The organism is Janthinobacterium sp. GMG2, from assembly GCF_033949445.1.
GTDB classification, from domain to species: Bacteria; Pseudomonadota; Gammaproteobacteria; order Burkholderiales; family Burkholderiaceae_D; genus Janthinobacterium; species Janthinobacterium aestuarii.
On record NZ_JAXAWA010000003.1, the window covers coordinates 532,039 to 554,971 of the forward strand.

Below are 22,933 nucleotides of genomic sequence, written 5' to 3' on the forward strand. Positions count from 1 at the left end.
ACATGTCTCGAGTAGCTAAAATGCCTATCGTAGTGCCAGCTGGCGCCGAAGTCGCCATCTCCGCACAAGCGATCACCGTAAAAGGCCCGCTGGGCGTACTTTCCCAGGCCCTCACCGGCCAGGTCAAAGTGGAAAACAATGCAGGAACCCTGAGTTTCGACGTGGCGAACGACAGCCGCGAAGCCAATGCCATGTCCGGCACGCTGCGCGCACTGGTCAACAACATGGTTGTTGGCGTCACCAAGGGTTTCGAGAAAAAGCTGAACCTGGTAGGCGTGGGTTACAAGGCGCAAGCTCAAGGCGACAAGTTGAATCTGTCCCTGGGTTTCTCGCACCCTGTAGTGCATGACATGCCAGCTGGCGTTACCTGCGCAACACCAACCCCGACCGAGATCCTGATTAAAGGTATCGACCGTCAACAGGTTGGCCAGGTAGCCGCTGAAGTTCGTGCTTACCGCGCTCCTGAGCCTTATAAAGGCAAGGGCGTTCGCTATGCGGACGAAGTGGTTAAGCTTAAAGAAACCAAGAAGAAGTAATTAGGGGCTGACGATGGATAAGAAAGAATCACGGCTTCGCCGCGGACGCCAAACCCGCATCAAGATTGCGGAATTGAAAGTAAATCGCTTGTCGGTGCATCGCACCAACCTGCACATTTACGCCAACCTGATCAGCCCGGACGCTAAAGTCCTGGTTTCGGCCTCGACGGCTGAAGCGGAAGTTCGCGCTGAACTGGCAGGCCAATCCGGCAAAGGCGGCAATGCCGCTGCTGCAGCCTTGATCGGCAAGCGCGTCGCTGAAAAAGCGTTGAAAGCAGGGATTACCGAAGTTGCGTTTGACCGCTCCGGTTTCCGTTACCACGGCCGTGTGAAAGCGTTGGCAGAAGCCGCACGCGAAGCCGGTCTGAAGTTCTAAGGATCAATCATGGCAAAAATGCAAGCAAAAATGCAAAGCGACAAGCCGGATGATGGCATGCGCGAAAAAATGATCGCGATCAACCGCGTGACCAAAGTGGTCAAGGGTGGTCGTATCATGGGTTTCGCCGCGCTGACCGTAGTTGGTGATGGCGATGGCCGCGTCGGCATGGGCAAGGGCAAATCGAAAGAAGTGCCAGTTGGCGTGCAGAAGGCAATGGAAGAAGCCCGTCGCAACCTGATCAAAGTACCGCTCAAAAACGGCACCTTGCATCACACGGTTGTTGGTCGTCACGGCGCCTCCAAGGTCCTGATGAACCCAGCTAAGCCTGGTACTGGCGTTATCGCTGGTGGCGCAATGCGCGCTATCTTCGAAGTGATGGGCGTGACGGACGTGGTGGCGAAATCCACCGGTTCGAACAACCCATACAACCTGGTACGCGCTACGCTGGACGGCCTGTCGAAAATGAGCACTGCTTCCGATATCGCTGCCAAACGCGGCAAGTCGGTCGAAGACATTCTGGCTTAAGGTGGACAAAATGACAAACACAGTCAAAGTGCAATTGGTCAAGGGCTTGATCGGTACGCGCGAATCGCATCGCGCTACCGTGCGCGGTCTGGGTCTGCGTCGTGTAAATTCGGTTTCCGAATTGCAAGACACCCCATCCGTACGCGGCATGATCAATAAAGTATCGTATCTCGTTAAAGTTGTCGGGTAAGCCTTCGGGCTTACACGAACGGAGCAAATCATGGAATTGAATACTATTGCACCAGCCGAAGGCGCTAAGCACTACAAGCGTCGCGTCGGTCGCGGTATCGGCTCCGGCCTGGGTAAAACCTCGGGTCGTGGTCACAAAGGTCAGAAATCGCGTTCGGGCGGCTTTCATAAAGTCGGTTTCGAAGGCGGTCAGATGCCTCTGCAACGCCGTCTGCCTAAGCGCGGTTTCAAATCGATGCACGCAACCTTCAAAGCTGAAGTGCGCCTGTCCGATCTGAACAACCTGGCTGTTGGCGATGTCGACATTCTGGTCTTGAAGCAAGCTGGCGTTCTGGGCGTGTTGGCCCGTGACGTGCGCGTGATCTTGTCCGGCGAAATCACCAAAGCGGTGAATTTGAAGGGCTTGAAAGTGTCCGCTGGCGCGAAAGCAGCCATCGAAGCAGCCGGCGGCTCGGTAGCCTGAGTTGACCGCTAACAGCTTGATCGGAGCGAAAATTGGCGACTAATCCACAACTTGCTAAAAGTGCAGCGGCCGGTTTCCCTTGGGGACGGCTCTGGTTTTTGCTTGGCGCATTGGTGGTTTATCGTATCGGTGCTCACGTCCCGGTTCCCGGGATTGACCCGACACAATTAGCCTCGCTGTTCAAGGAGCACGAAGGCGGCGTCCTGGGCATGTTCAACATGTTCTCGGGCGGTGCCTTGTCTCGTTTTACAGTGTTTGCGCTGGGTATCATGCCTTATATCTCGGCCTCGATCATCATGCAATTGCTGTCGATCGTGTCACCGCAGATGGAAGCGTTGAAAAAAGAAGGCGAAGCAGGTCGTCGCAAGATCACCCAGTACACCCGGTATTTCACGGTTGCCCTGGCACTGTTCCAAGCGTTAGGCATTGCAGTCGCACTGGAGTCGCAAGCTGGTCTGGTGTTGGAACCTGGTCTTGCATTCCGCTTCGTGACGGTCGTCACTTTGTTGACCGGAACAATGTTTTTGATGTGGTTGGGTGAGCAAATTACCGAGCGTGGCTTGGGGAATGGCATCTCGATCATCATTTTTGCCGGGATTGCAGCAGGTCTGCCGTCGGCGTTGGGTGGCTTGTTCACTCAGGTGTCGAATGGTTCGATCGGCAGCTTCAGCGCGATTTTCATCGTGATCTTGGTAGCACTGGTAACGTACTTCGTTGTATTCGTCGAACGTGGTCAGCGCAAAATATTGGTCAATTACGCGAAGCGCCAGGTAGGCAACAAGATTTATGGCGGTCAAACCAGCCATTTGCCGTTGAAGCTGAACATGGCCGGCGTGATCCCGCCGATCTTTGCTTCTTCGATCATCTTGTTCCCGGCCACTATCGTGGACTGGTTTTCAAAGGGCGCCGACAACGCTAACCCTGCGGTGCGGTTCTTGAAAGATTTGGCAGCATCGATGGGGCCTGGTGAGCCTATCCATGCGCTGTTGTACGCAGTGGCGATCGTGTTTTTCTGTTTCTTCTATACAGCGCTGGTCTTTAACAGCAAGGAAACAGCGGATAACTTGAAGAAAAGCGGTGCGTTCATTCCCGGGATTCGTCCAGGCGAGCAGACAGCCCGTTACATCGACAAGATCCTGACACGCTTGACACTTGCCGGCGCAGTCTACATCACCCTGGTGTGTTTATTGCCGGAATTTATGCAAGCCCAGTGGAAAGTACCATTCTATTTCGGCGGTACTTCTTTATTGATTATTGTAGTTGTCACCATGGATTTCATGGCGCAAGTACAGAACTACGTGATGTCGCAGCAATATGATTCACTGCTGCGCAAAGCAAATTTCAAGGGCGGAATTCCGACGCGTTAAGCGCGGTAAACATACCGAATGGCAAAAGACGACGTCATACAGATGCAGGGCGAGATTCTTGAGAATCTCCCAAATGCAACATTTCGAGTGAAGCTGGAGAACGGACACGTGGTGCTCGGGCATATTTCAGGTAAAATGCGGATGAACTATATTCGCATTCTCCCTGGAGACAAGGTGACGGTGGAGTTAACGCCGTACGACCTGAGCCGAGCCCGCATTGTGTTCCGTACCAAGTAACACACTGAATCAAACCAAAGAAGCGAAAGAAAGAGCCCAAAAATGAAAGTTCTCGCATCAGTCAAGCGGATCTGCCGCAACTGCAAGATCATCAAGCGCAAAGGCGTAGTCCGCGTTATCTGCGTGGAACCACGTCACAAGCAGCGTCAAGGTTAATCGAGGAATAACAAATGGCACGTATTGCAGGGGTTAATATCCCAAATCATCAGCATACCGTTATCGGCCTGACGGCCATCTACGGTGTGGGCCGTCCACGCGCAGAGAAAATCTGTGCATCGACCGGTGTAGCAACCAACAAAAAGATCAAAGATCTGGATGACAGCGAACTGGAAAAGCTGCGCGATGAAGTAGGTAAATTCATCGTCGAAGGCGATCTGCGTCGTGAACTGTCCATGAACATCAAGCGTTTGATGGATCTGGGTTGCTACCGCGGCATGCGTCATCGTAAGGGTCTGCCTTGCCGTGGCCAGCGTACGCGTACGAACGCACGTACCCGCAAGGGACCGCGTAAAGCCGCTCAATCGCTGAAAAAATAATCCGCTAGGGAATAATTATGGCTAAGTCGCAAAATAACGCCGCATCAGCACGCGTGCGTAAAAAAGTTAAAAAGAACGTCGCTGAAGGCATCGCACATGTCCACGCATCGTTCAATAACACCATCATTACCATCACCGATCGTCAAGGCAATGCCTTGTCGTGGGCTACCTCCGGCGGTGCAGGCTTCAAGGGTTCGCGTAAATCGACCCCATTCGCAGCGCAGGTCGCCGCGGAAGCCGCTGGTAAAGTGGCTGTTGAGTGTGGCGTCAAGAACCTGGAAGTACGTATCAAGGGCCCAGGTCCTGGTCGTGAATCCGCCGTTCGCGCGCTGAACAACCTGGGCATCAAGATCACCGAGATCCAGGACGTGACGCCGGTACCGCACAACGGTTGCCGTCCACCGAAACGTCGTCGTATCTAAGATAGTGTTGCAGAGGGCGCTTCGGCGCCAGCTGCTTTGCTGTCTGTTGTAACTCAGTACAGTTGTGTGAAAACGCTGGAGCAGGGAGCCGGAAACGGTTATACTGCCCGGCTGTTCTTGCCTGTCAAATTCTGTTTGACGGGTTTTTCGTTTTCAGCCACCGTCTGATTGAAACCAAATCAGACTAGCGCCTAACCGCATCAGTGTGTTTGATCATGCATGTGGCTGGGGCGTTATCATTTAAAAAAAGGAAGTATCGTGGCACGTTATATCGGACCTAAAGCAAAACTTTCCCGCCGTGAAGGTACAGACCTGTTCCTGAAGAGCGCACGTCGCTCGCTGGACAGCAAGTGCAAACTGGACGTCAAGCCAGGCCAGCACGGTGTCAAATCCGGCGCCCGCACCTCGGACTACGGTAACCAACTGCGCGAAAAGCAAAAAGTCAAGCGCATGTACGGCGTGCTGGAACGTCAATTCCGCCGCTACTTCGCTGAAGCAGACCGTCGTAAAGGCAACACCGGCGAAACGCTGTTGAAGTTGCTGGAAACGCGTCTGGACAACGTTTGCTACCGCATGGGCTTTGGCTCGACCCGCGCTGAAGCGCGTCAATTGGTCAGCCACAAAGCGTTCACCGTGAACGGTATCGTTGTGAACATCGCTTCGTACGCAGTCAAGGTTGGCGACATCGTTGCTGTTCGTGAAAAATCGAAAAAGCAAGTGCGTATCGTTGAAGCACTGTCGCTGGCTGAACAAGTTGGTATGCCTAGCTGGGTTTCGGTTGATGCCAAGAAAATGGAAGGTACCTTCAAGTCCCTGCCAGAGCGTAACGAAATCGCTAACGACGTCAACGAATCGCTGATCGTCGAGCTGTACTCGCGTTAATAGTAGTCAGTAGCAAGATCTCCGCCCACTTTGCTTTTGTAAAGTGGGCGTTTCACTAATGCCATCAGCCTTATCGGTGTAATGAGCCGAGGGTATTGAAAAGGACATTTCATGCAAAACAGTTTGTTGAAGCCACGTATTATCGATGTTGAAGCTCTCGGTGCAGGTCACGCCAAGGTCGTGATGGAACCGTTCGAGCGCGGCTATGGCCACACATTGGGTAACGCGTTGCGCCGCGTTCTGCTGTCGTCGATGGTAGGCTACGCGCCGACCGAAGTGACGATCGCTGGCGTCGTCCACGAATATTCCTCCCTCGATGGCGTGCAAGAAGACGTCGTCGATCTGTTGCTGAACTTGAAGGGTGTGGTTTTCAAAGTCCACAACCGCGATTCGGTAACCCTGACCCTGAAAAAAGAAGGCGAAGGCGCGATCCTGGCCTCCGACATCGACCTGCCGCATGACGTCGAACTGATCAACCCTGACCACGTGATCGCCCACCTGACCGCTGGTGGCAAGCTGGACATGCAGATCAAGGTTGAAAAAGGCCGCGGCTACGTTCCTGGTAACGTGCGTCGCCTGTCGGAAGACACGAACAAGACCATCGGCCGCATCATTCTGGATGCGTCGTTCTCGCCAGTGCGCCGTGTATCGTACTTCGTTGAATCGGCCCGCGTTGAACAGCGTACCGACCTGGACAAGCTGATCATCAACATCGAAACCAACGGCGTGATCTCGCCGGAAGAAGCGATCCGCCAGTCGGCCCGCGTTCTGGTGGACCAGTTGAATGTGTTCGCCGCTCTGGAAGGCACGGAAGCCGCCGCCGAAGCGCCATCGCGCGCTCCGCTGGTCGATCCTATCCTGTTGCGTCCAGTCGACGACCTGGAGTTGACCGTGCGTTCGGCGAACTGCCTGAAAGCGGAAAACATCTACTACATCGGCGACCTGATCCAACGTTCGGAAAACGAACTGCTGAAAACGCCAAATCTGGGCCGCAAGTCCCTGAACGAAATCAAGGAAGTGCTGGCATCGCGCGGCTTGACCTTGGGCATGAAGCTGGAAAACTGGCCGCCTGCCGGCCTGGAAAAGTAATTCGAAGTTTGTAGCAAACTGCCTGGGACAGGTGTCCCAGGCTTTTATTTTTGAAGTACCAAACCGGTCCGCGATGAAACCCTGGTTTCATTGATCGAAGAACTGGATTTAAACTCACTACCGAAAGGATTTACCATGCGTCACGGTCACGGCCTCCGTAAACTGAATCGTACCTCGTCCCACCGTCTGGCAATGCTGCGCAACATGACAGTATCGCTGCTGCGTCACGAAGCGATCAAAACCACCCTGCCAAAAGCAAAAGAACTGCGCCGCGTTGTCGAGCCAATTCTGACCCTGGGCAAAACCGACTCCCTGGCAAACAAGCGTCTGGCCTTCAACCGCCTGCGCGACCGTGAAATGGTCGTCAAACTGTTCGCTGAACTGGGCCCACGTTTCGCCAACCGTAACGGTGGTTATGTACGTATCCTGAAAATGGGTTTCCGCGTCGGCGATAACGCTCCTATGGCGTTCGTTGAACTGATGGATCGTCCAGATACGACCGAAGCAGTTGAAGTTGCTGGCGAGTAATCCCAGTAGCCGCTTCAAGAAAAGCCAGGCCTAGCCTGGCTTTTTTGTTTTCTGCTGCAGCTATCCTTGCTGCGGTGTACTATTCTTCTTTCGCGCCGGCCCTGCAGCCACTGCACGCCCCGCGCGTCTCTTGTTGAATGGCACAGCTGATGCCGCAGAAAAAGGTCGTTCATGTCCCGTTTCCCCTCCAGCGCCACCGCGCGCGCCGCTCCCCTACGTCAACTGTTGCTGTGGTTTGCCACCAGCTTGCTGCTGGCCATGGCCGTCTTTGGCGCCAATCATGCCCGTGCCGACGATGAATTCCTCGATCCCGAGCTGGCCTTCAAGTTTTCCGCCCGCATGCAGGATCCGTCCACCATCGCCGTCACCTATGTGATTGCCGATGGCTACTATATGTACCACGAGCGCTTCAAGTTCGAGGCCGTGGGCGCCAAGCTGGGCACGCCCGTGTATCCGGCTGGAAAGGTCAAGTTTGACGATACTTTCCAGAAGAACGTGGAAACGTTCCGCAAGACGATGACCATCACGATTCCCGTGGAAGCGGCCGGCGCGTTCACCCTGAAGGCGACGGGCCAGGGCTGCTCCGACAAGGGCCTGTGTTATGCGCCGCAGGATTCCACGGCCCAGCTGGTGGGCGGTGGCGGCGGCCAGAGCATGGCGCCGGGCGGCTTGCCATCGAAATTCGCCTTGCCGGCAGCTCCCGCAGGCGACACGGCGGCTGTCAATGGTCCGCAGGCGCAAGCGTCGCCTGGCGTGTCCGTGATGAGCATTCCCCAAGCGGACATCACCAGCACGCCCGAGCCGGTGGCGGCGGCCCCCGCGGTGGCAAGCGCCGCGCCTGCGCAAAGCGAAATGGGCAAGATCGAAGCGGCACTGAAGGGCGGCAAGCTGCTCGTCATCGTGCCCCTGTTCATGTTGCTGGGCCTGGGCCTGGCCTTTACGCCGTGCGTGCTGCCGATGGTACCGATCTTGTCGTCGATCATCATCGGCGATGGCGCCAAGGTCAGCCGCTCGCGCGGCTTGCTGCTGTCGCTGACGTACGCGCTGGGCATGGCCATCGTCTACACGGCGCTGGGCGTGGCGGCCGGTCTGGCGGGCGAAGGCCTGGCCGCGCAACTGCAAAACCCGTGGGTGCTCGGTTTCTTTGCCCTGCTGATGGCGGGCCTGGCCCTGTCGATGTTCGGTTTTTATGAGCTGCAAGTGCCGGCTTTCCTGCAAGGCAAGCTGACGTCCGTGTCGAACCAGCAATCGTCGGGCCGCCTGGCGGGCGTGTTCGTCATGGGCGCCATTTCCGCCCTGATCGTGGGGCCATGCGTGGCCGCGCCGCTGGCCGGCGCCTTGCTGTACATCAGCCAGACACGCGACGTCGTCATCGGCGGTAGCGCCCTGTTCGCCATGGCCGTGGGCATGAGCGTGCCGCTGCTGCTGGTGGGCGTGTCGGCCGGCACCTTGTTGCCGCGCGCGGGCGCGTGGATGGATGCCGTCAAGCGCTTCTTTGGCGTGCTGCAGCTGGGCGTGGCCTGGTGGCTGGTCTCGCCCGTGCTGCCGGGCGCCGTGCAGATGCTGGGCTGGACGGTGCTGTTCGTCGGCTACGGCATGTACCTGCTGGTGGGCAAGAGCGGCGCGAAGAACGCCTGGGTCGCCAAGGCCTTCGGCCTCGTCTTTGCCGTGCTGGGCGCGATGCAATTGGTGGGCGTGGCCAGCGGTGGCCGCGACCCGCTGGCGCCGCTGGCGCACCTCGGTGGTGGCCAAGTGCACGCGCAACCATTTACGCGTGTAAAGACAGTGGCGCAGCTCGATGCGGCGCTGGCACAGCTAAACGGCAAGCCGGCCTTGCTGGACTTTTATGCGGACTGGTGCGTGTCGTGCATCGAGATGGAAAAACTGACCTTCGTCGACCCCGCCGTGCGCGAGAAGATGGGGCAAGCCGTGTTGCTGCAAGTGGACGTGACGGCCAATGACGCGGACGACAAGGCCATGCTGAAACGTTTTCAGCTGTTCGGTCCGCCGGGCATCATCATGTTCAACCCGCGGGGACAGGAAATCGCCCAGTCGCGCGTGATCGGCTTCCAGAATGCGGCCACTTTCCTGACCTCCTTGCGCAAGCTAAAGGAGTAGGGCGGGTTAGCCCGTCAGGGCGTAACCCGACACCACCGCACACATCAACAAGGTTGTCGGATTACGCGGCGTTCCGCCGCTAATCCGACCTGCGCTCAGCCTGCTTTATGGTGCGCACCATGACCACGATGGTGGCCGCGCATTCCACCATCTTTGCCGCCAGGCACGCTGTCGTCAAACACTTTCTTTTGCTCCGGCGTCAGCACGGCGTAGAACGTTTTCAGCGAGGCCAATCGGCTTTCCTGGTCGGCGATGCGTTCCTTCGACATGGCGATCCATTGTTCCATGCGTTCCGGCGCCGACAGCTTGGCCATCGCTTCGCGCTTGGCTTTCCAGTCGCCCATCGGTTTTTTCGGTGCGTTGGCGGCCGTGAACGTGGCCCAGGCCGGTTCCTGGGCGGCCGTCAGCTTCAGCTTGTCGTGCAGGCGGGCCTGGTACTTGGCCATGCGTTCGGCGGGATTGCCGTCGCGGTGCTGGCCGCGCTGGCCTTCATGTTGCATCTTGGTGCTGGCGGCAGGCGCGCTGGCGGCCGCTTCCTGGGCGTGGACGGTCAGCGATGCCGCACCCATGCCGAGTACGCTCATGGCGATGATCAAATTCTTGCGTAAAGTCTTCATTGAGGCGTTCATCTGGATTCCTTTGTAAAGTGAGGGATGTACATGTTGCTGCACATGAATCCATGTTGGACTCGCCATGTTTCCCCGAAGTGTCCGCTGCCAGACAGTTTGTATCTATATGTTTCTTCGGGTCTTCTATATACAAGACGATACAAATGCGTTGTGCAAGGCCGGGGGAAGTGGGGATAATTCGTACCATGGAACCCACTTCTACAATTCTCATCGTCGACGATGACCGCGATATCCGCAGCTTGCTGGCGGACTACCTGGAAACGAACGCCTACCGCACCCTGGGCGCGGCAGATGGCACGGCCATGTGGAAAATCCTCGATGAAACGCGGCCCGATCTGATCGTGCTCGACTTGAACCTGCCCGGTGACGACGGCCTGACCTTGTGCCGCAAGCTGCGCGCCCAATCGACGGTGCCGGTGATCATGCTGACGGCGCGCAATGAGCCGCTCGACCGCATCCTGGGCCTGGAAATGGGCGCCGACGATTACTTGCCGAAACCGTTCGAGCCGCGCGAATTGCTGGCGCGCATACGAAGCGTGCTGCGCCGCAGCCATGCCATGCCGTCGAACGTGCCGTCGGACAAGGCGCAGCAAATCCGCTTTTCCGGCTGGACCCTGGACTTGACGGCGCGCCACCTGCTCAATCCCAGTGGCCTGGTGATCATGCTGTCGGGCGCGGAATTCCGCCTGCTGCGCGTCTTCCTCGAGCACCCGAACCGCGTGCTCAACCGCGACCAGCTGCTGAACCTGACGCAGGGCCGCGACGCGGACCCGTTCGACCGCTCGATCGATATCCAGATCAGCCGCCTGCGGCAAAAGCTCGGTGAAGACGCCCGCTTGCCGCAAATCATCAAGACCGTGCGCAACGGCGGCTACGTGCTGGCCGGCCAGGTCAATGTGGAGCCGCACGCGTGAAGGCCTTCTTGGGCTCGATGACGGGCAGAGTCTTCGTGTTTTTGCTGATCGGCATCGTCGCTTCGGCCGCGCTGACGCAGTGGCTGGCCGTGGGCGAACGCCAGCGCGCCATCGAACAATACCGCGATTATCACGCCGTCGAGCGGGCCGAGCAGCTGGTGATGGCGGCCGACGTGGTGCCGCTGGCCTCGCGCGCCGCCTACCTGAAGGTGGCCAACAAGGGCAGCGTGCGCCTGGAATTGCGTCCCGATGTCGAGCATGTACCGGGCAAGCCGACGGAATTTTCCACCGCCCTGCAAGCCAAACTGGGTGAAGGTTTCAAGGTCAGCGCGCTGGCCGAACGCCCGGCCGCCTGTATCGAACCGCGTAAATCACCGGGCATGTTTTCCGCCAAGCCATGGGGCGGCACCTGCGAAAACCTCGACGTGCGCATGCAGGATGGCCACGTGCTGCGCCTGATGGTCTTGCCGCCGCGCCAGCAGCCGCCATTCAATGAACATAACGACTGGATGACCTTGCTGCCTTTCCTGATCAGCATTGCCATCCTCGCCTACCTGGTCACGCGCATGACCATGCGCCCGCTCAAGCAGCTGGCGCAGGCGGCGAAAGACCTGGGCAACGACATCAACCATCCGCCGCTGACCCTGTCGGGCGCCAGCGAAATCCGCCAGGCCAGCGCCGCCTTCAACGCCATGCAGGCGCGCATCCGCCAGCACATTTCCCAGCGTACACAGATGCTGGCCGCCATTACGCATGACTTGCAGACGCCGCTCACGCGCTTGCGCCTGCGTCTGGAAAAAGTGGCCGATACGGAATTGTATGAGCGCCTCGTGGGCGACCTGTCTGCCATGCAGAGCATGGTCAAGGAAGGGCTGGACCTGGCCCGCTCGATGGACAGCACGGAAGCGATGCAGGCGCTCGATCTCGATTCCCTGTTGGACAGCGTCTGCTCCGACGCGGCCGATGCCGGCCAGAATGTCACCTTGGCCGGGCAAGCCAGCATGGCCTTGATGGCGCGCCCGATCGCCATGCGGCGCTGCCTGGTGAACCTGATCGACAATGCCGTCAAATATGGCCAGTACGCGCAAGTCACCGTCGAGCGCATCCCCGGTGCTGCGCGCATCCGCATCCGTGATGGCGGGCCGGGTATTGCGCCAGATCAGCTGGCCAAGGTGTTCGAACCGTTTTACCGTATCGAGACCTCGCGTTCGCGCGAGTCGGGCGGCACGGGCCTGGGCCTGACCATCGCGCGCAATATCGCCGAGCAGCACGGCGCCACGGTTTTGCTGTCCAATCACGTCGACGGTGGACTGGAAGTCACCCTCATCGTGCCAGAGTATTACGCAGGAAAGTGAGCATTTCCGTGCGACAATATTGTGCTTTATGCCCCCTGGCAACTACTACATTCAACCTGCAGCCCTGCGCTGCGACAGCGTGACAGAACAATGAAAAAGACTAGTCTGGCAATCCTCGTGGCTGCGGCCCTGTGTATCGGTGGCGGCATCTGGTATTTCACTCATCCGTCCGGCGCGGCGGCCGGTGGGCAGGATGGAAAAGGGGGCAAGGGCGGACAGGCGCCGACGACGGTGAGCGTGGTCGCGCCCGTGCGGGAGGATGTGCCGATGGTGCTGCAAGCCAATGGCAGCGTGATGCCGATCAGCAGCGTCGACTTGCACCCGCAGACGACCAGCACGATTACCAAGGTGCATATCCGCGAAGGCCAGTTCGTCAAGCAGGGCGAGCTGATGTTTACGCTGGACGCGCGCAGCGAGCATGCGAATGTCGACAAGGCGCAGGCGCAGGTCTTGCGCGACCGCGCCTCGGTACAGGATTTCGAGCGCCAGCTCAAGCGCAACCAGGATTTGCTGAGCAAGAATTTCATTGCCCAGGGCGCCGTCGATACCCTGCAAAGCCAGCTCGACGCGGCACGTGCCTTGCTGGCCGCCGACCAGGCCGCCTTGCGCGCCGCCCAGGTCGATTCCAGCTACACCGTCCTGCGCGCGCCGCAGGCGGGCAGGGTGGGCGCCATCAATGTCTATGCGGGCAGCCTGGTGCAGCCGACCACGTCGCTGACCAGCATCACCCAGCTCGACCCGATTGACGTGGTCTTCACCTTGCCGGAAAGCAGCTTGTCCGGCTTGCTGGCGGCGCAAAAGGCGGGCGAAGTGGCGGTCAAGGCCCTGTTGTCGGATGCGGGCGGCAAGCAGCTCGACGGCAAACTGAACTTTATCGACAATGCCGTCGATCCCGCCACGGGCGTGATCAAGATCAAGGCCCGCTTCAATAATGGCGGCACCGATTTGTGGCCAGGCCAGTACGTGAATACGCAGCTGACCGTGCGCACCCTCAAGGATGCATTAGTCATCCCGCAAAATGCCATCATCACGAGTACCGCCGGCACTTTTGTGTACTCGATGGAAGCGGACAGCACGGCCAAGATGCGCAAGATTGCCCGCGTGTATGCATTCGGGCCGAACGCCGTCGTTACCGGCCTGGCGGGTGATGAAAAAGTCATTGTCGATGGCAAGCAGAACTTGCGTCCGGGTAGCAAGGTGCGCCTGGCGGAAAAAAACAAGGCTGCCGATGGCGCCGCCGCAGCGCAGGGCAAGCCAGCATGAACCTGTCCGAACTGAGCATTCGCCGCCCCGTCATGGTGGTGCTGCTGTCCCTCTCCATCATCTTGGCCGGCGTGCTGGCCTACCTGCAAATTCCCGTGGCGGCCTTGCCGAGCTACAACACGCCCGTCATCAACGTGAGCGCCGACCTGGCCGGCGCCAGCCCGGAAACCATGGCCTCGTCGGTGGCCTTGCCGCTGGAAAAACAATTTTCCACCATTTCCGGCCTCAGCCTGATCACGTCCACGAGTACCTTGGGCAATACTTCGCTGACCCTGGAGTTTGACGCCAGCATCAACGTCAACGAGGCGGCCGTCGACGTGCAGGCGGCCCTGCTGCGCGCGCAGCGCCAGTTGCCGACGGAAATGACGGACTTGCCGTCTTACCGCAAGGTCAATCCGGCCGACGCGCCCGTGCTGTTCATCCAGATGACGTCGCCTTCGCTGAACTTGTCGGACCTTAACGATTATGCGGAAAACCTGATCGCGCCGAGCCTGTCGACCTTGCCTGGCGTGGCCCAGGTTATCGTCAATGGCCAGAAACGCTTTGCCGTGCGCGTGCGCGCCCGTGCCGACCTGATGAATGCGCGCAACCTGACGATGGACGAGCTGGCCATTGCCTTGCGCACCTCGAACACGAATTCCCCGCTGGGCATCCTTGACGGCCCCAGCCAGACCCTGACCATCCAGGGCAATCCGCAAATGATGAAAGCGGCCGATTTTGCCGAACTGATCGTCGCCAGCCGCAATGGCCAGCCCGTGCGCCTGAAAGACGTGGCCGAGGTGGAAGACAGCTTTCAATCGATCAAGGCCGTCGGCAGTTTCAATGGCGAGCGCTCGATCAGCCTGATGGTGCAGCGCCAACCGGACGCCAACACCGTGCAAGTGGTCGATGGCGTGCGCCGATTGCTGCCGGGCTTCAAGGAGCAATTGCCGCAGTCGATACAGATCAGCCTGGTCAACGACCGCTCGCTGTCGATCCGCGAAGCCATCCACGACGTGAATCTGACCCTGGCCCTGACGGTGGTGCTGGTGGTGCTGGTGATCTTTTTGTTCCTGCACCGCGCGGCCGCCACCTTCATTCCGGCCGTCACCATGCCGATCTCGCTGCTCGGCGCGCTGGCCCTGCTGTACTGGCTCGGCTACAGCCTCGACAACGTGTCCCTGCTGGGCATCACCCTGGCCGTCGGCCTCGTCGTCGACGATGCCATCGTGGTGCTGGAAAACATCGTGCGCCATATCGAGATGGGCAAGAAACCGATACGCGCGGCCCTCGAAGGGGCGAAGGAGATGGGCTTTACCATCATTTCGATTTCCGTCTCGCTGGTGGCCGTGTTCATCCCCATCTTCTTCATGCCGGGCGTGATCGGCTTGCTGTTCCATGAGTTCGCCGTCGTCGTCTCGCTGGCCGTGCTGGTGTCCGCCATTGTGTCGCTGACCTTGGTGCCGATGCTGGCCAGCCGCTTCCTGCCTGCCGACTCGCGCGAGCACAATGACAGCGACCCGAGCCATGGCGAGAAAACCTTTATCGGCCGCCATTTCGAAGCGGGTTTCACGGCATTGCGCAACGGCTATGTGCATCTGCTCGACAAGGCCCTGGCGCACCGCAACGTGGTGCTGTTCGTTGCCGTGTGCACCTTTGCGCTGACGGTGCTGCTGTACGCGACCATTCCGAAAGGATTCTTCCCCGAGGAAGACCTGGGCCAGATCCAGGTGAATACGGAAGCGTCGGAAGACATCTCCTCTGCGGCGCTGCAGGATTTGCAGGCGCGCGTGGCGGCCGTGCTCAAGGCGGACCCGAGCGTACAGGATGTGACGTCGTTCGTCGGCGGCGGTAACACGGGCCGCATGTTCATGGTCTTGAAGCCGCGCAGCGAGCGGCCGAAAATGCCCGTGGTGCTGGAAAACCTGCGCCGCGCGGCGGGCACCGTGCCGGGCATGGCCGTGTATTTCCGGCCCGTGCAAAACTTGCAGCTGGGCGGGCGCCAGAGCAAGAGCCGCTACCAGTACACCCTGCAAAGCGTCAGTCCCGACGCCCTGAATGACTGGGCGGAAAAGTTTATTGCCGGCATGCGCACGGACCCCGCCTTCCGCGACGTCACCAGCGATTCGCAGATCAAGGGCTTGCAGGCGTCGCTGAGGATCGACCGCGACAAGGCCAATCTGCTGGGCGTGCAAATGTCCGATATCCGCACGGCCCTGTACAGCGCCTTTGGCGAGCGGCAAGTGTCGACCATCTACTCGTCGGCAGCCAGCTATTACGTGATCCTGGAAGCGGCCACGGCAGACCGCCAGTATGACGATGCGCTCACGCGCGTGTCCGTGCGCAGCAAGACGGGCGAACTGGTGAAACTGTCGAGTATTGCCTACGTGGAACGCACGATCGGGCCCACGTCCGTCAACCACCAGGGGCAGTTGCAGGCCGTCACCATCGCCTTCAACCTGGCGCCGGACGTGCCGCTGGGCATCGCCACGGGCAAGATCGACGCGATGGCCAAGGACATGAGCTTGCCGGCCTCCATCATCACGCGCTATGGCGGCGACGCGGCCGTGTTCCAGAGCTCGCAGGCTAGTCAGATCATCCTCATCATTGCCGCGCTGGTCGTGATCTATGTGCTGCTCGGCGTGCTGTATGAAAGCTATATCCACCCGCTGACCATCCTGGCTGGCTTGCCATCGGCGGCCGTGGGCGCGCTGCTGACCCTGCGCCTGTTCGGCATGGACCTGACCATGATCGCCATCATCGGTATCCTGATGCTGATCGGTATCGTCAAGAAAAACGCCATCATGATGATCGACTTCGCCCTGCATGCGCAGCGCAATGAAGGCATGAGCCCACCTGAGGCCATCCGCCAGGCGTGCATTTTGCGTTTCCGTCCCATCATGATGACGACGGCGGCAGCCCTGATGGGCGCCTTGCCGATCGCCCTGGGCCTGGGCGCCGGCGCCGAGCTGCGCCAGCCGCTGGGCCTGGCCGTGGTCGGCGGATTGCTGTTCTCGCAAGTGATTACCCTGTTCATCACTCCCGTCATTTATTTGTTCCTGGACAAGTACAGCGGCACGGGGCCGATGACGGACGAGCAACTGGTGGCGCTCGACAACAAGGCTTGAGTACGTGAGCACTTGCGTGACCCGTGACCGGCGTCCCCTTCCTGCGTGAATGGGGCGCCGGTTTTGTATGGGCAGTGATACATACGGTAACAACCGTCAAGGGAGGGCTCGGGTACTCTGGTCAGCGCTGCAAGGAATGTCGCTATCCTGTACGCTTCGGGTTGGAAAGGCCGAGGAAGTGTTCCCAAAAGCAAGGGACTCTGGCACTATGGCTGCCCTGTAATGTTATTTCTTCGCTACACAGAAAGCACGATTCATTTTGCATGACACGACCCATTTGTTGGCTGCCGATTCCGATGTTTGCCCCACCTGCGGGCAAGTGATCCAGCCACTGCCGGCCTACGGGTCCAGGACCAGCACGACGCGCAAGGTAGCGCTCGGCGTGTCCGTCTTGCTGCACGTGCTGCTGGCGGCGTATGTCCTGTTGCGCAGCGACAAGATCGAAAAGATTCCGCCGCCGAAGAAGGAAAGCGCGATGGTCTACATTGCGCCGCTGAAAGACAAGCCGCAACCGAAGCCGCAACCGAAGCCCACGCCGAAACCGAAGGACACGAAAGTGGCCAAGGTGAAACCGCCGCCGGCCCCGAGCAAGCGCGTGGTGACAAAAGACGTGCCGCGCGACAAGCCGAAACTGGAAACCTACACGCCGCCGCTGGTATCGAAAGTGCCGTTGCCGCCGCCACCGGCTGAAGACATGAGCTCGATGATCGAGCAGCGCCGCAAGCAGCGCGAGGCGCAAAATCCCACGCCGCCGGCCGAGGAAAGCGAAAACGACCGCGCCATGCGCGTGGCCAAGGCGAATATCGCCGGCGCCCAGGGACGCAATTCCGGCAGCGACCGCGAGGATTCGGGCGGCGTGTTTTCCATCGTCAACCAGACCTCGTTCAGTGCGGAAGTCAAATTCAAGGGCTGGAATGGCAACTTCAAGCGCAACTGGCTGAAGCAGGAAAAAGTCGAGCTGGGCAATGAACCCGATATCGAATCGGCCATCATCAAGAAGATGATCCAGCTGATCCGTGCTGAAAAACCCGGCGATTTCGTCTGGGAATCGCGGCGCCTGGGGCGCAACGTCAACTTGAGCGCCAGGGTGGAAGACACGGCCGAACTGACGGCATTCCTGCGCCAGGAATTCTTTTCCGAGAAGCGCTCCGGGGCGGGACGGCGCTAGGCGCCAGGACGCGCTGCAATAAAAAAAGGCTGCGCCGTGTGAACGGGCAGCCTTTTTTATGCAGCGTTGATCTCGATCAAGTCGGCTTATCCGCTTCCGGCTCGACGTCGTCTTCCATCTCGATCAGTTCGACCATCTGGGCCGCGCCATCTTCGCTGATGCCGGCCAGTTCCATGATCTTGTCGTTGGCTTCGTCGATGCCGACTCTTTTCAGGGCCGAGAACAATTGCACGGTGAACGGGAAGCCAACGCCGTCTTCATCCACGTAGCTGTCGAGCTTGGCTTTCGCCTGGCGCAAGGCATTCACGGATTCGTTGCGGTTGAGCTTATCGACTTTCGTCAGGATGCAGTGGATCGGCTTGCCCGTCGGGGCGAACCATTCCAGCATCTGGATGTCCAGGTCGGTGAACGGGCGGCGCGAATCCATGATCAGGATCAAACCTGCCAATTGCTCGCGGCGCTGCACATAGTCACCCAGCAGGCGCTGCCAGTGCAATTTGGCCGAGCCCGATACTTCCGCGTAGCCGTAGCCCGGCAAGTCGACCAGCAGGCATTCGATCTCTTCGACGATGGTGGCATCCTTGCGGTGCTGCGCCACGTGGGCGCCGCCGATGGAGAAGTAGTTGATGTGCTGGGTACGGCCAGGTGTCTTGGAGGCGAACGCCAAGCCTTTCTGATTACACAAGATGTTGATGGCGGTCGATTTACCGGCATTGGAGCGGCCGGCAAAGGCGATTTCCGGCACCGTGGTATCGGGCAGGTCACGCAATTGGTTGACGGTCGTAAAGAAGCGGGCTTGCCAGAGTTTTGACATGGGAGTAGTAATGCAACAAAAGGGAGCGATAAGGGAGCGATAACGCCAAGAAGCTATTGTACAATAAGGGGTTGTTTATTGTTGCCGGCGTAGCAGCGATGCGGCTTGCGGCCCTGAAAATAAAGCAAAAATCCAAGGGCGCGGCAATGTCCACCACTAATTTCTCACTGTCTCAGGGTGCCTGAATGAATCGTGCGTTTTCACCGTTGTTCAAATCCATGCTGCTCGCTTTGCTGGCTGTATCGGCAACTGCCTCTGCGGTCGAAGCACCGAAACCGGCCGTCAAGGCTGACGCTGCCAAGGGCGCTACCCTGTACGCCGATGGCGATGCGGCGCGCGGCCTGCCTGCCTGCGTCTCCTGCCATGGCGCGGCCGGCAATTCGACCATCACGGTTAATCCGAAGCTGGCCGGCCAGCACGAAAGCTATATCTACAAGCAACTCGTCGATTTCACGACGCCGCAGCGCAACCAGCCCGTCATGACGACGTACGCGAAGATGCTCAGCGACGCCGACAAGAAGAATATCGCCGCCTACCTGGGCACGCAGCTGTCCAAGCCGGGTGCCGCGAAAAACAAGGACACGATTGACCTGGGCAAGAAAATCTACCGTGGCGGCATTGCTTCCAAGCAAGTTGCCGCCTGCGCCAGCTGTCATGGCGCGACGGGCAATGGCATTCCCGTCCAGTATCCGCGCATCGCCGGCCAGCACCAGGATTACACGGTGGCCCAGTTGACGATGTTCCGCAGCACCAAGGCCGATGCCCGCAAGAACAGCGCGGAAATGCACACCATCGCCGCCCGCATGTCGGATGACGAGATCGCCGCCGTGGCCGATTATATTGCCGGCCTGAAGTAAGTTTTCATAGTGGCAAGAGATTGCCAGGCGCAGCAGCGCGCGTGAACAAGGGCGGCCGTCTCAACGGGCTGCCCTTTTTCATGGCAGGGGCCAAACAGGAGTATGCTGCCGCCTTGCGCGGAGAAACTATCTGCTCCATGCCACATTTTCTTGAAGATTGCATATCCCGTATGAGTATTCACGTATGAGCACAGGCACGACCGGAATCGAGTTAAAGACCCAACGCCGCAGCCTGGCTGAATTCGTCGAGCTGGTCTCGTCGATGCGCTTTGCCATCAGCCTGCTGACCCTGATCGCCGTCGCATCGATCATCGGCACCGTGCTCAAGCAAAACGAGCCCATGCCCAATTATGTGAACCAGTTCGGTCCGTTCTGGTTCGCCGTTTTCGACAAGCTGAGCCTGTATTCCGTGTATTCGGCCTGGTGGTTCCTCGTGATCATGGGTTTCCTCGTCGCCTCGACCTCGCTGTGCATCGTGCGCAATGCGCCGAAGATGCTCAAGGACATGCGTAGCTGGCGCGAAACCGTGCGCGAGCAATCGTTGCGCAATTTCCACCACAAGCTGGAATGGCAGGTGCCGCTGCCGCGCGCCGTGCTGGCCCAGCAGATGGTGATGCGCCTGAAAGACGCCGGCTATGCGGCCAAGGTGGTCGAGAAGGACAACGCCACCCTGGTGGCGGCCAAGCGTGGCGCGGCCAATAAATGGGGCTATATCTTTGCCCACGGCGCCATCGTCATCATCTGCGTGGGCGGCTTGCTCGACTCGGAAATGCCGATCCGTGTGCAACAGTGGTTCTTCGGCAAGACGCCATTTGCCGGCAGCGGCGTGATCGCCGACATTCCCGCCCAGCACCGTTTGAGCCTGTCGAATCCTACGTTCCGCGGCAATACCATGATTCCGGAAGGTTCGTCGAGCAACACGGCCATCATTCCCCAGGCCGACGGCGTGCTGATCCAGGATCTGCCCATCACCATCCTGCTGAAAAAATTCCACATCGATTTCTACAGCACGGGCATGCCGAAGCTGTTCGCCAGCGATGTGGTCGTCACCGATCATGAAACAGGGAAAAGTTTCCCAGCGACTATCAAAGTCAACCAGCCGCTGCTGTACAAGGGCCTGGCCCTGTACCAGTCCAGCTTTGAGGATGGCGGCAGCAAGCTCAAGTTGACGGGTTTCCCCATGACGGGCAAGACGACGAAACGCTTCGATATCGGCGGCGAAGTGGGCGGCAGCACGCCGCTCGAGCGCAGCGATGGCAATTCCTACACAGTGGAATGGTCGGGTTTCCGTCCGTTCAACGTGGAAAACCTCAGCGCGGGCCAGGATGTGCGCGCCGTCAGCAAGGCGGAAAGTTTCAACGAGAAGTTCTCCGTCGGCCTGGACAAGCGCCTCGGCTCGGCCGCGAAGAACGCGAACAACAAGGATCTCAAGAACGTCGGCCCCTCGGTGCAATACAAATTGCGCGACAAGACAGGCCAGGCGCGCGAGTACCAGAACTACATGCAGCCCGTCACGGTCGATGGCACGACGGTGTTCCTGGCCGGCATGCGCGTCAACCCCAGCGACCCGTTCAGCTATCTGCGCATTCCCGCCGATGACAACTACAGCGTGAACGAATGGATGCGCTTGCGTGCCGCACTGCAAGATCCGGCGCTGCGCCAGCAGGCGGCCATGCGCTATGCGGCGCGCGCCATGCCGCAGGCGAACGCGGAAGCCTTGCGCGGCCAGTTGCAGGAATCGGCCGCGAAAAGCCTCGGTATCTTTGCCGGCAATGGGCAAGAGGGTGGTTTCCTCGCCATTTCGCGTTTCCTGGAGAAAATTCCTGCCGCTGAGCAAGAAAAAGCGGCCGACATCTTCATGAAAATCTTGAATGGCAGCCTGTGGGACTTGTGGCAGGCGGCGCGTGCCCAGGATGGCTTGAAAGCCATCGAGGCCGATGACAAGCATGGCCGTTTCCTGCAACTGGCGACGAATGCGCTGTCCGACAGCTTCTTCTATGGCGCGCCCGTGTATCTGCAACTCGACGACTTCACGGAAATCAAGGCGTCCGTGCTGCAAGTGACGCGTTCGCCGGGCAAGAGCGTCGTCTACCTCGGTTGTCTGTTCCTCGTGATCGGCGTATTTTCCATGTTCTATATCCGCGAGCGCCGCCTGTGGGTGTGGATCAAGGATGGCGAGGGCGGCAGCGAGGCCTTGATGGCCATGAGCACGCAACGCAAGACCCTGGATTTTGAAAAAGAATTTGAGAACTTGAAGGCAAAGCTGCCGCAATCGGCGTAAGCTGCGCTGAGTTGGATTGGCTGAGTTTCGGGACGCTGCAGCGCCGCCGGGAATGGAGAAAATGATGGAATTGGCAAACAAGCAAATATATACGCAGGAACCAGGATTTTTCAAGCGCCTGAGCCTGATCGATTGGCTGTATGGCGCCGGCTTGCTGGCCGCCTCCCTGTTCGGCCTGATGCGTTTTGGCGCCTTCATGGATATCTATGAAAAAGCCATCCTGCTGGCCGCCGCGCCCACGTTCGCGTGGCTGGGCTGGTACTGGAAGCCCGTGCGCTGGCTGATCCCCGTGGCGGCCGTGCTGTCGCTGTTCGCCATCGAGCTGTATGCGGGCCACCTGGAGATGGCGAACCAGAAATTCTTCCTGAAATACATCTTGTCGAGCCAGTCCGCCATCCTGTGGATGGGCACGCTTTTCGTGCTGTCGACCCTGTTCTACTGGATCGGCCTGGTGGCGCGCTCGGAATTCGGCTCGTCCGTCGGTTCCCTGCTGTGCTGGGCCGGCGTCGTGCTGGGCCTGACGGGCATGCTGGTGCGCTGGTACGAGTCTTACCTGATCGGCGCCGACGTGGGCCACATCCCCGTATCGAACCTGTATGAAGTGTTCATCCTGTTTTCCCTGATCACGGCCATGTTCTACCTGTATTACGAGCAGCATTACGCGACGCGCCAGCTGGGCGCCTTCGTCATGCTGGTCATTTCAGCGGCAGTCGTGTTCCTGATGTGGTACACGGTCACGCGCGACGCGGCTGAAATCCAGCCGCTGGTGCCGGCCCTGCAAAGCTGGTGGATGAAGATCCACGTGCCGGCCAACTTCATCGGCTACGGCACGTTCGCCCTGTCGGCCATGGTGGCGGCGGCCTATCTGCTCAAGTCGAGCGGCTATCTGGTCGACCGTTTGCCGTCGCTGGAAGTGCTCGACGACGTCATGTACAAGGCTATTTCCGTCGGTTTCGCTTTCTTTACGGTAGCCACCATCCTGGGCGCCCTGTGGGCGGCCGAAGCATGGGGCGGCTACTGGTCGTGGGATCCGAAAGAAACGTGGGCGCTGATCGTCTGGCTCAACTATGCAGCCTGGCTGCACATGCGGTTGATGACGGGCTTGCGCGGCCGCGTCGCCTCGTGGTGGGCGCTGGTGGGCTTGCTGGTGACGACATTCGCCTTCTTGGGCGTCAACATGTTCCTTTCCGGCCTGCATTCTTACGGCAAACTTTAATGACAGAAGCGTCATGAACGGCCCGGAAAAACTGGTGTAAGGTATATCCAATCACCTT

Annotated in this window: 24 protein-coding genes; 22 read left to right on the forward strand and 2 right to left on the reverse strand. The window is 59.1% G+C overall.

What is annotated here, in order from left to right; genetic code table 11:
* Positions 1-2 precede the first annotated feature (2 nt).
* The 14 genes from rplF to dsbD all read left to right on the forward strand — a co-directional run bounded on the left by rplF (position 3) and on the right by dsbD (position 9,271).
* On the forward strand, positions 3-536 hold the full coding sequence (gene rplF, locus SKZ59_RS14490) for a 50S ribosomal protein L6 (RefSeq protein ID WP_034778281.1): 534 nt from the start codon (positions 3-5) through the stop codon (positions 534-536).
* 13 nt (positions 537-549) lie between these two features.
* Entirely contained in the window at positions 550-912 is a 363-nt protein-coding gene (rplR, locus tag SKZ59_RS14495; protein ID WP_010394431.1) for a 50S ribosomal protein L18, read from the forward strand.
* Between the two features lie 9 nt (positions 913-921).
* Entirely contained in the window at positions 922-1,440 is a 519-nt protein-coding gene (gene rpsE, locus SKZ59_RS14500; protein WP_010394433.1) for a 30S ribosomal protein S5, read from the forward strand.
* Between the two features lie 10 nt (positions 1,441-1,450).
* Positions 1,451-1,630: a 50S ribosomal protein L30 gene (rpmD, locus tag SKZ59_RS14505; protein WP_010394435.1), complete on the forward strand. Its 180-nt coding sequence runs from the start codon at positions 1,451-1,453 to the stop codon at positions 1,628-1,630.
* A 30-nt stretch (positions 1,631-1,660) separates the two neighbouring features.
* Positions 1,661-2,092 (forward strand): 50S ribosomal protein L15, encoded by a 432-nt coding sequence (rplO, locus tag SKZ59_RS14510; protein ID WP_034753211.1) that lies wholly within the window; start codon positions 1,661-1,663, stop codon positions 2,090-2,092.
* A gap of 32 nt (positions 2,093-2,124) precedes the next feature.
* A complete protein-coding gene (gene secY / locus SKZ59_RS14515) occupies positions 2,125-3,459 on the forward strand; it encodes a preprotein translocase subunit SecY (RefSeq protein WP_010394438.1) in 1,335 nt (444 codons plus the stop codon).
* Positions 3,460-3,477: 18 nt separating this feature from the next.
* A complete protein-coding gene (infA, locus tag SKZ59_RS14520; protein WP_005663428.1) occupies positions 3,478-3,696 on the forward strand; it encodes a translation initiation factor IF-1 in 219 nt (72 codons plus the stop codon).
* Between the two features lie 42 nt (positions 3,697-3,738).
* Positions 3,739-3,852, forward strand: coding sequence for a 50S ribosomal protein L36 (gene rpmJ / locus SKZ59_RS14525; RefSeq protein WP_010394471.1), 114 nt, complete (start codon positions 3,739-3,741; stop codon positions 3,850-3,852).
* A gap of 14 nt (positions 3,853-3,866) precedes the next feature.
* Positions 3,867-4,232, forward strand: coding sequence for a 30S ribosomal protein S13 (rpsM, locus tag SKZ59_RS14530; protein ID WP_046681666.1), 366 nt, complete (start codon positions 3,867-3,869; stop codon positions 4,230-4,232).
* 17 nt (positions 4,233-4,249) lie between these two features.
* Positions 4,250-4,654 (forward strand): 30S ribosomal protein S11, encoded by a 405-nt coding sequence (rpsK, locus tag SKZ59_RS14535; RefSeq protein WP_010394475.1) that lies wholly within the window; start codon positions 4,250-4,252, stop codon positions 4,652-4,654.
* 258 nt (positions 4,655-4,912) lie between these two features.
* The gene (rpsD, locus tag SKZ59_RS14540) at positions 4,913-5,536 is read left to right on the forward strand and encodes a 30S ribosomal protein S4 (protein ID WP_010394478.1); all 624 of its coding nucleotides are present in this window, start codon (positions 4,913-4,915) and stop codon (positions 5,534-5,536) included.
* 111 nt (positions 5,537-5,647) lie between these two features.
* A complete protein-coding gene (locus tag SKZ59_RS14545) occupies positions 5,648-6,625 on the forward strand; it encodes a DNA-directed RNA polymerase subunit alpha (protein WP_008444343.1) in 978 nt (325 codons plus the stop codon).
* A gap of 135 nt (positions 6,626-6,760) precedes the next feature.
* The gene (gene rplQ, locus SKZ59_RS14550) at positions 6,761-7,153 is read left to right on the forward strand and encodes a 50S ribosomal protein L17 (RefSeq protein ID WP_034753219.1); all 393 of its coding nucleotides are present in this window, start codon (positions 6,761-6,763) and stop codon (positions 7,151-7,153) included.
* A 171-nt stretch (positions 7,154-7,324) separates the two neighbouring features.
* Positions 7,325-9,271 carry a protein-disulfide reductase DsbD gene (dsbD, locus tag SKZ59_RS14555; protein ID WP_319992136.1) on the forward strand — a complete coding sequence of 649 codons (1,947 nt, stop codon included), beginning with the start codon at positions 7,325-7,327 and terminating at the stop codon, positions 9,269-9,271.
* A gap of 95 nt (positions 9,272-9,366) precedes the next feature.
* Here the strand turns inward: dsbD and SKZ59_RS14560 are convergent, their stop codons facing one another.
* Positions 9,367-9,900 carry a Spy/CpxP family protein refolding chaperone gene (locus SKZ59_RS14560; RefSeq protein ID WP_175444614.1) on the reverse strand — a complete coding sequence of 178 codons (534 nt, stop codon included), beginning with the start codon at positions 9,898-9,900 and terminating at the stop codon, positions 9,367-9,369.
* 185 nt (positions 9,901-10,085) lie between these two features.
* On the opposite strand from SKZ59_RS14560, the gene SKZ59_RS14565 reads away from it, so the two are divergent.
* From SKZ59_RS14565 to SKZ59_RS14585, 5 genes are all read left to right on the forward strand, one after another.
* Positions 10,086-10,814 carry a response regulator gene (locus tag SKZ59_RS14565; protein WP_034753223.1) on the forward strand — a complete coding sequence of 243 codons (729 nt, stop codon included), beginning with the start codon at positions 10,086-10,088 and terminating at the stop codon, positions 10,812-10,814.
* Entirely contained in the window at positions 10,811-12,169 is a 1,359-nt protein-coding gene (locus tag SKZ59_RS14570; RefSeq protein WP_319992137.1) for an ATP-binding protein, read from the forward strand. The genes SKZ59_RS14565 and SKZ59_RS14570 overlap by 4 nt, the downstream gene beginning before the upstream one ends.
* A 90-nt stretch (positions 12,170-12,259) precedes the next feature.
* Positions 12,260-13,432, forward strand: coding sequence for an efflux RND transporter periplasmic adaptor subunit (locus SKZ59_RS14575; protein WP_319992138.1), 1,173 nt, complete (start codon positions 12,260-12,262; stop codon positions 13,430-13,432).
* Positions 13,429-16,539: an efflux RND transporter permease subunit gene (locus SKZ59_RS14580; protein WP_034753227.1), complete on the forward strand. Its 3,111-nt coding sequence runs from the start codon at positions 13,429-13,431 to the stop codon at positions 16,537-16,539. Before SKZ59_RS14575 ends, SKZ59_RS14580 begins: the two co-directional genes overlap by 4 nt.
* A gap of 259 nt (positions 16,540-16,798) precedes the next feature.
* A complete protein-coding gene (locus tag SKZ59_RS14585; protein WP_319992139.1) occupies positions 16,799-17,707 on the forward strand; it encodes a hypothetical protein in 909 nt (302 codons plus the stop codon).
* 76 nt (positions 17,708-17,783) lie between these two features.
* Here SKZ59_RS14585 and yihA read toward each other — a convergent pair whose 3' ends face one another.
* The gene (gene yihA, locus SKZ59_RS14590) at positions 17,784-18,521 is read right to left on the reverse strand and encodes a ribosome biogenesis GTP-binding protein YihA/YsxC (RefSeq protein ID WP_319992140.1); all 738 of its coding nucleotides are present in this window, start codon (positions 18,519-18,521) and stop codon (positions 17,784-17,786) included.
* A 185-nt stretch (positions 18,522-18,706) separates the two neighbouring features.
* On the opposite strand from yihA, the gene SKZ59_RS14595 reads away from it, so the two are divergent.
* From SKZ59_RS14595 to ccsB, 3 genes are all read left to right on the forward strand, one after another.
* Positions 18,707-19,378 (forward strand): c-type cytochrome, encoded by a 672-nt coding sequence (locus tag SKZ59_RS14595; protein ID WP_035824033.1) that lies wholly within the window; start codon positions 18,707-18,709, stop codon positions 19,376-19,378.
* 184 nt (positions 19,379-19,562) lie between these two features.
* Positions 19,563-21,659 (forward strand): cytochrome c biogenesis protein ResB, encoded by a 2,097-nt coding sequence (locus SKZ59_RS14600; RefSeq protein ID WP_319992141.1) that lies wholly within the window; start codon positions 19,563-19,565, stop codon positions 21,657-21,659.
* Positions 21,660-21,723: 64 nt separating this feature from the next.
* Positions 21,724-22,875, forward strand: a complete 1,152-nt coding sequence (gene ccsB, locus SKZ59_RS14605) for a c-type cytochrome biogenesis protein CcsB (protein ID WP_034753239.1) — start codon at positions 21,724-21,726, stop codon at positions 22,873-22,875.
* Positions 22,876-22,933: the final 58 nt, after the last annotated feature.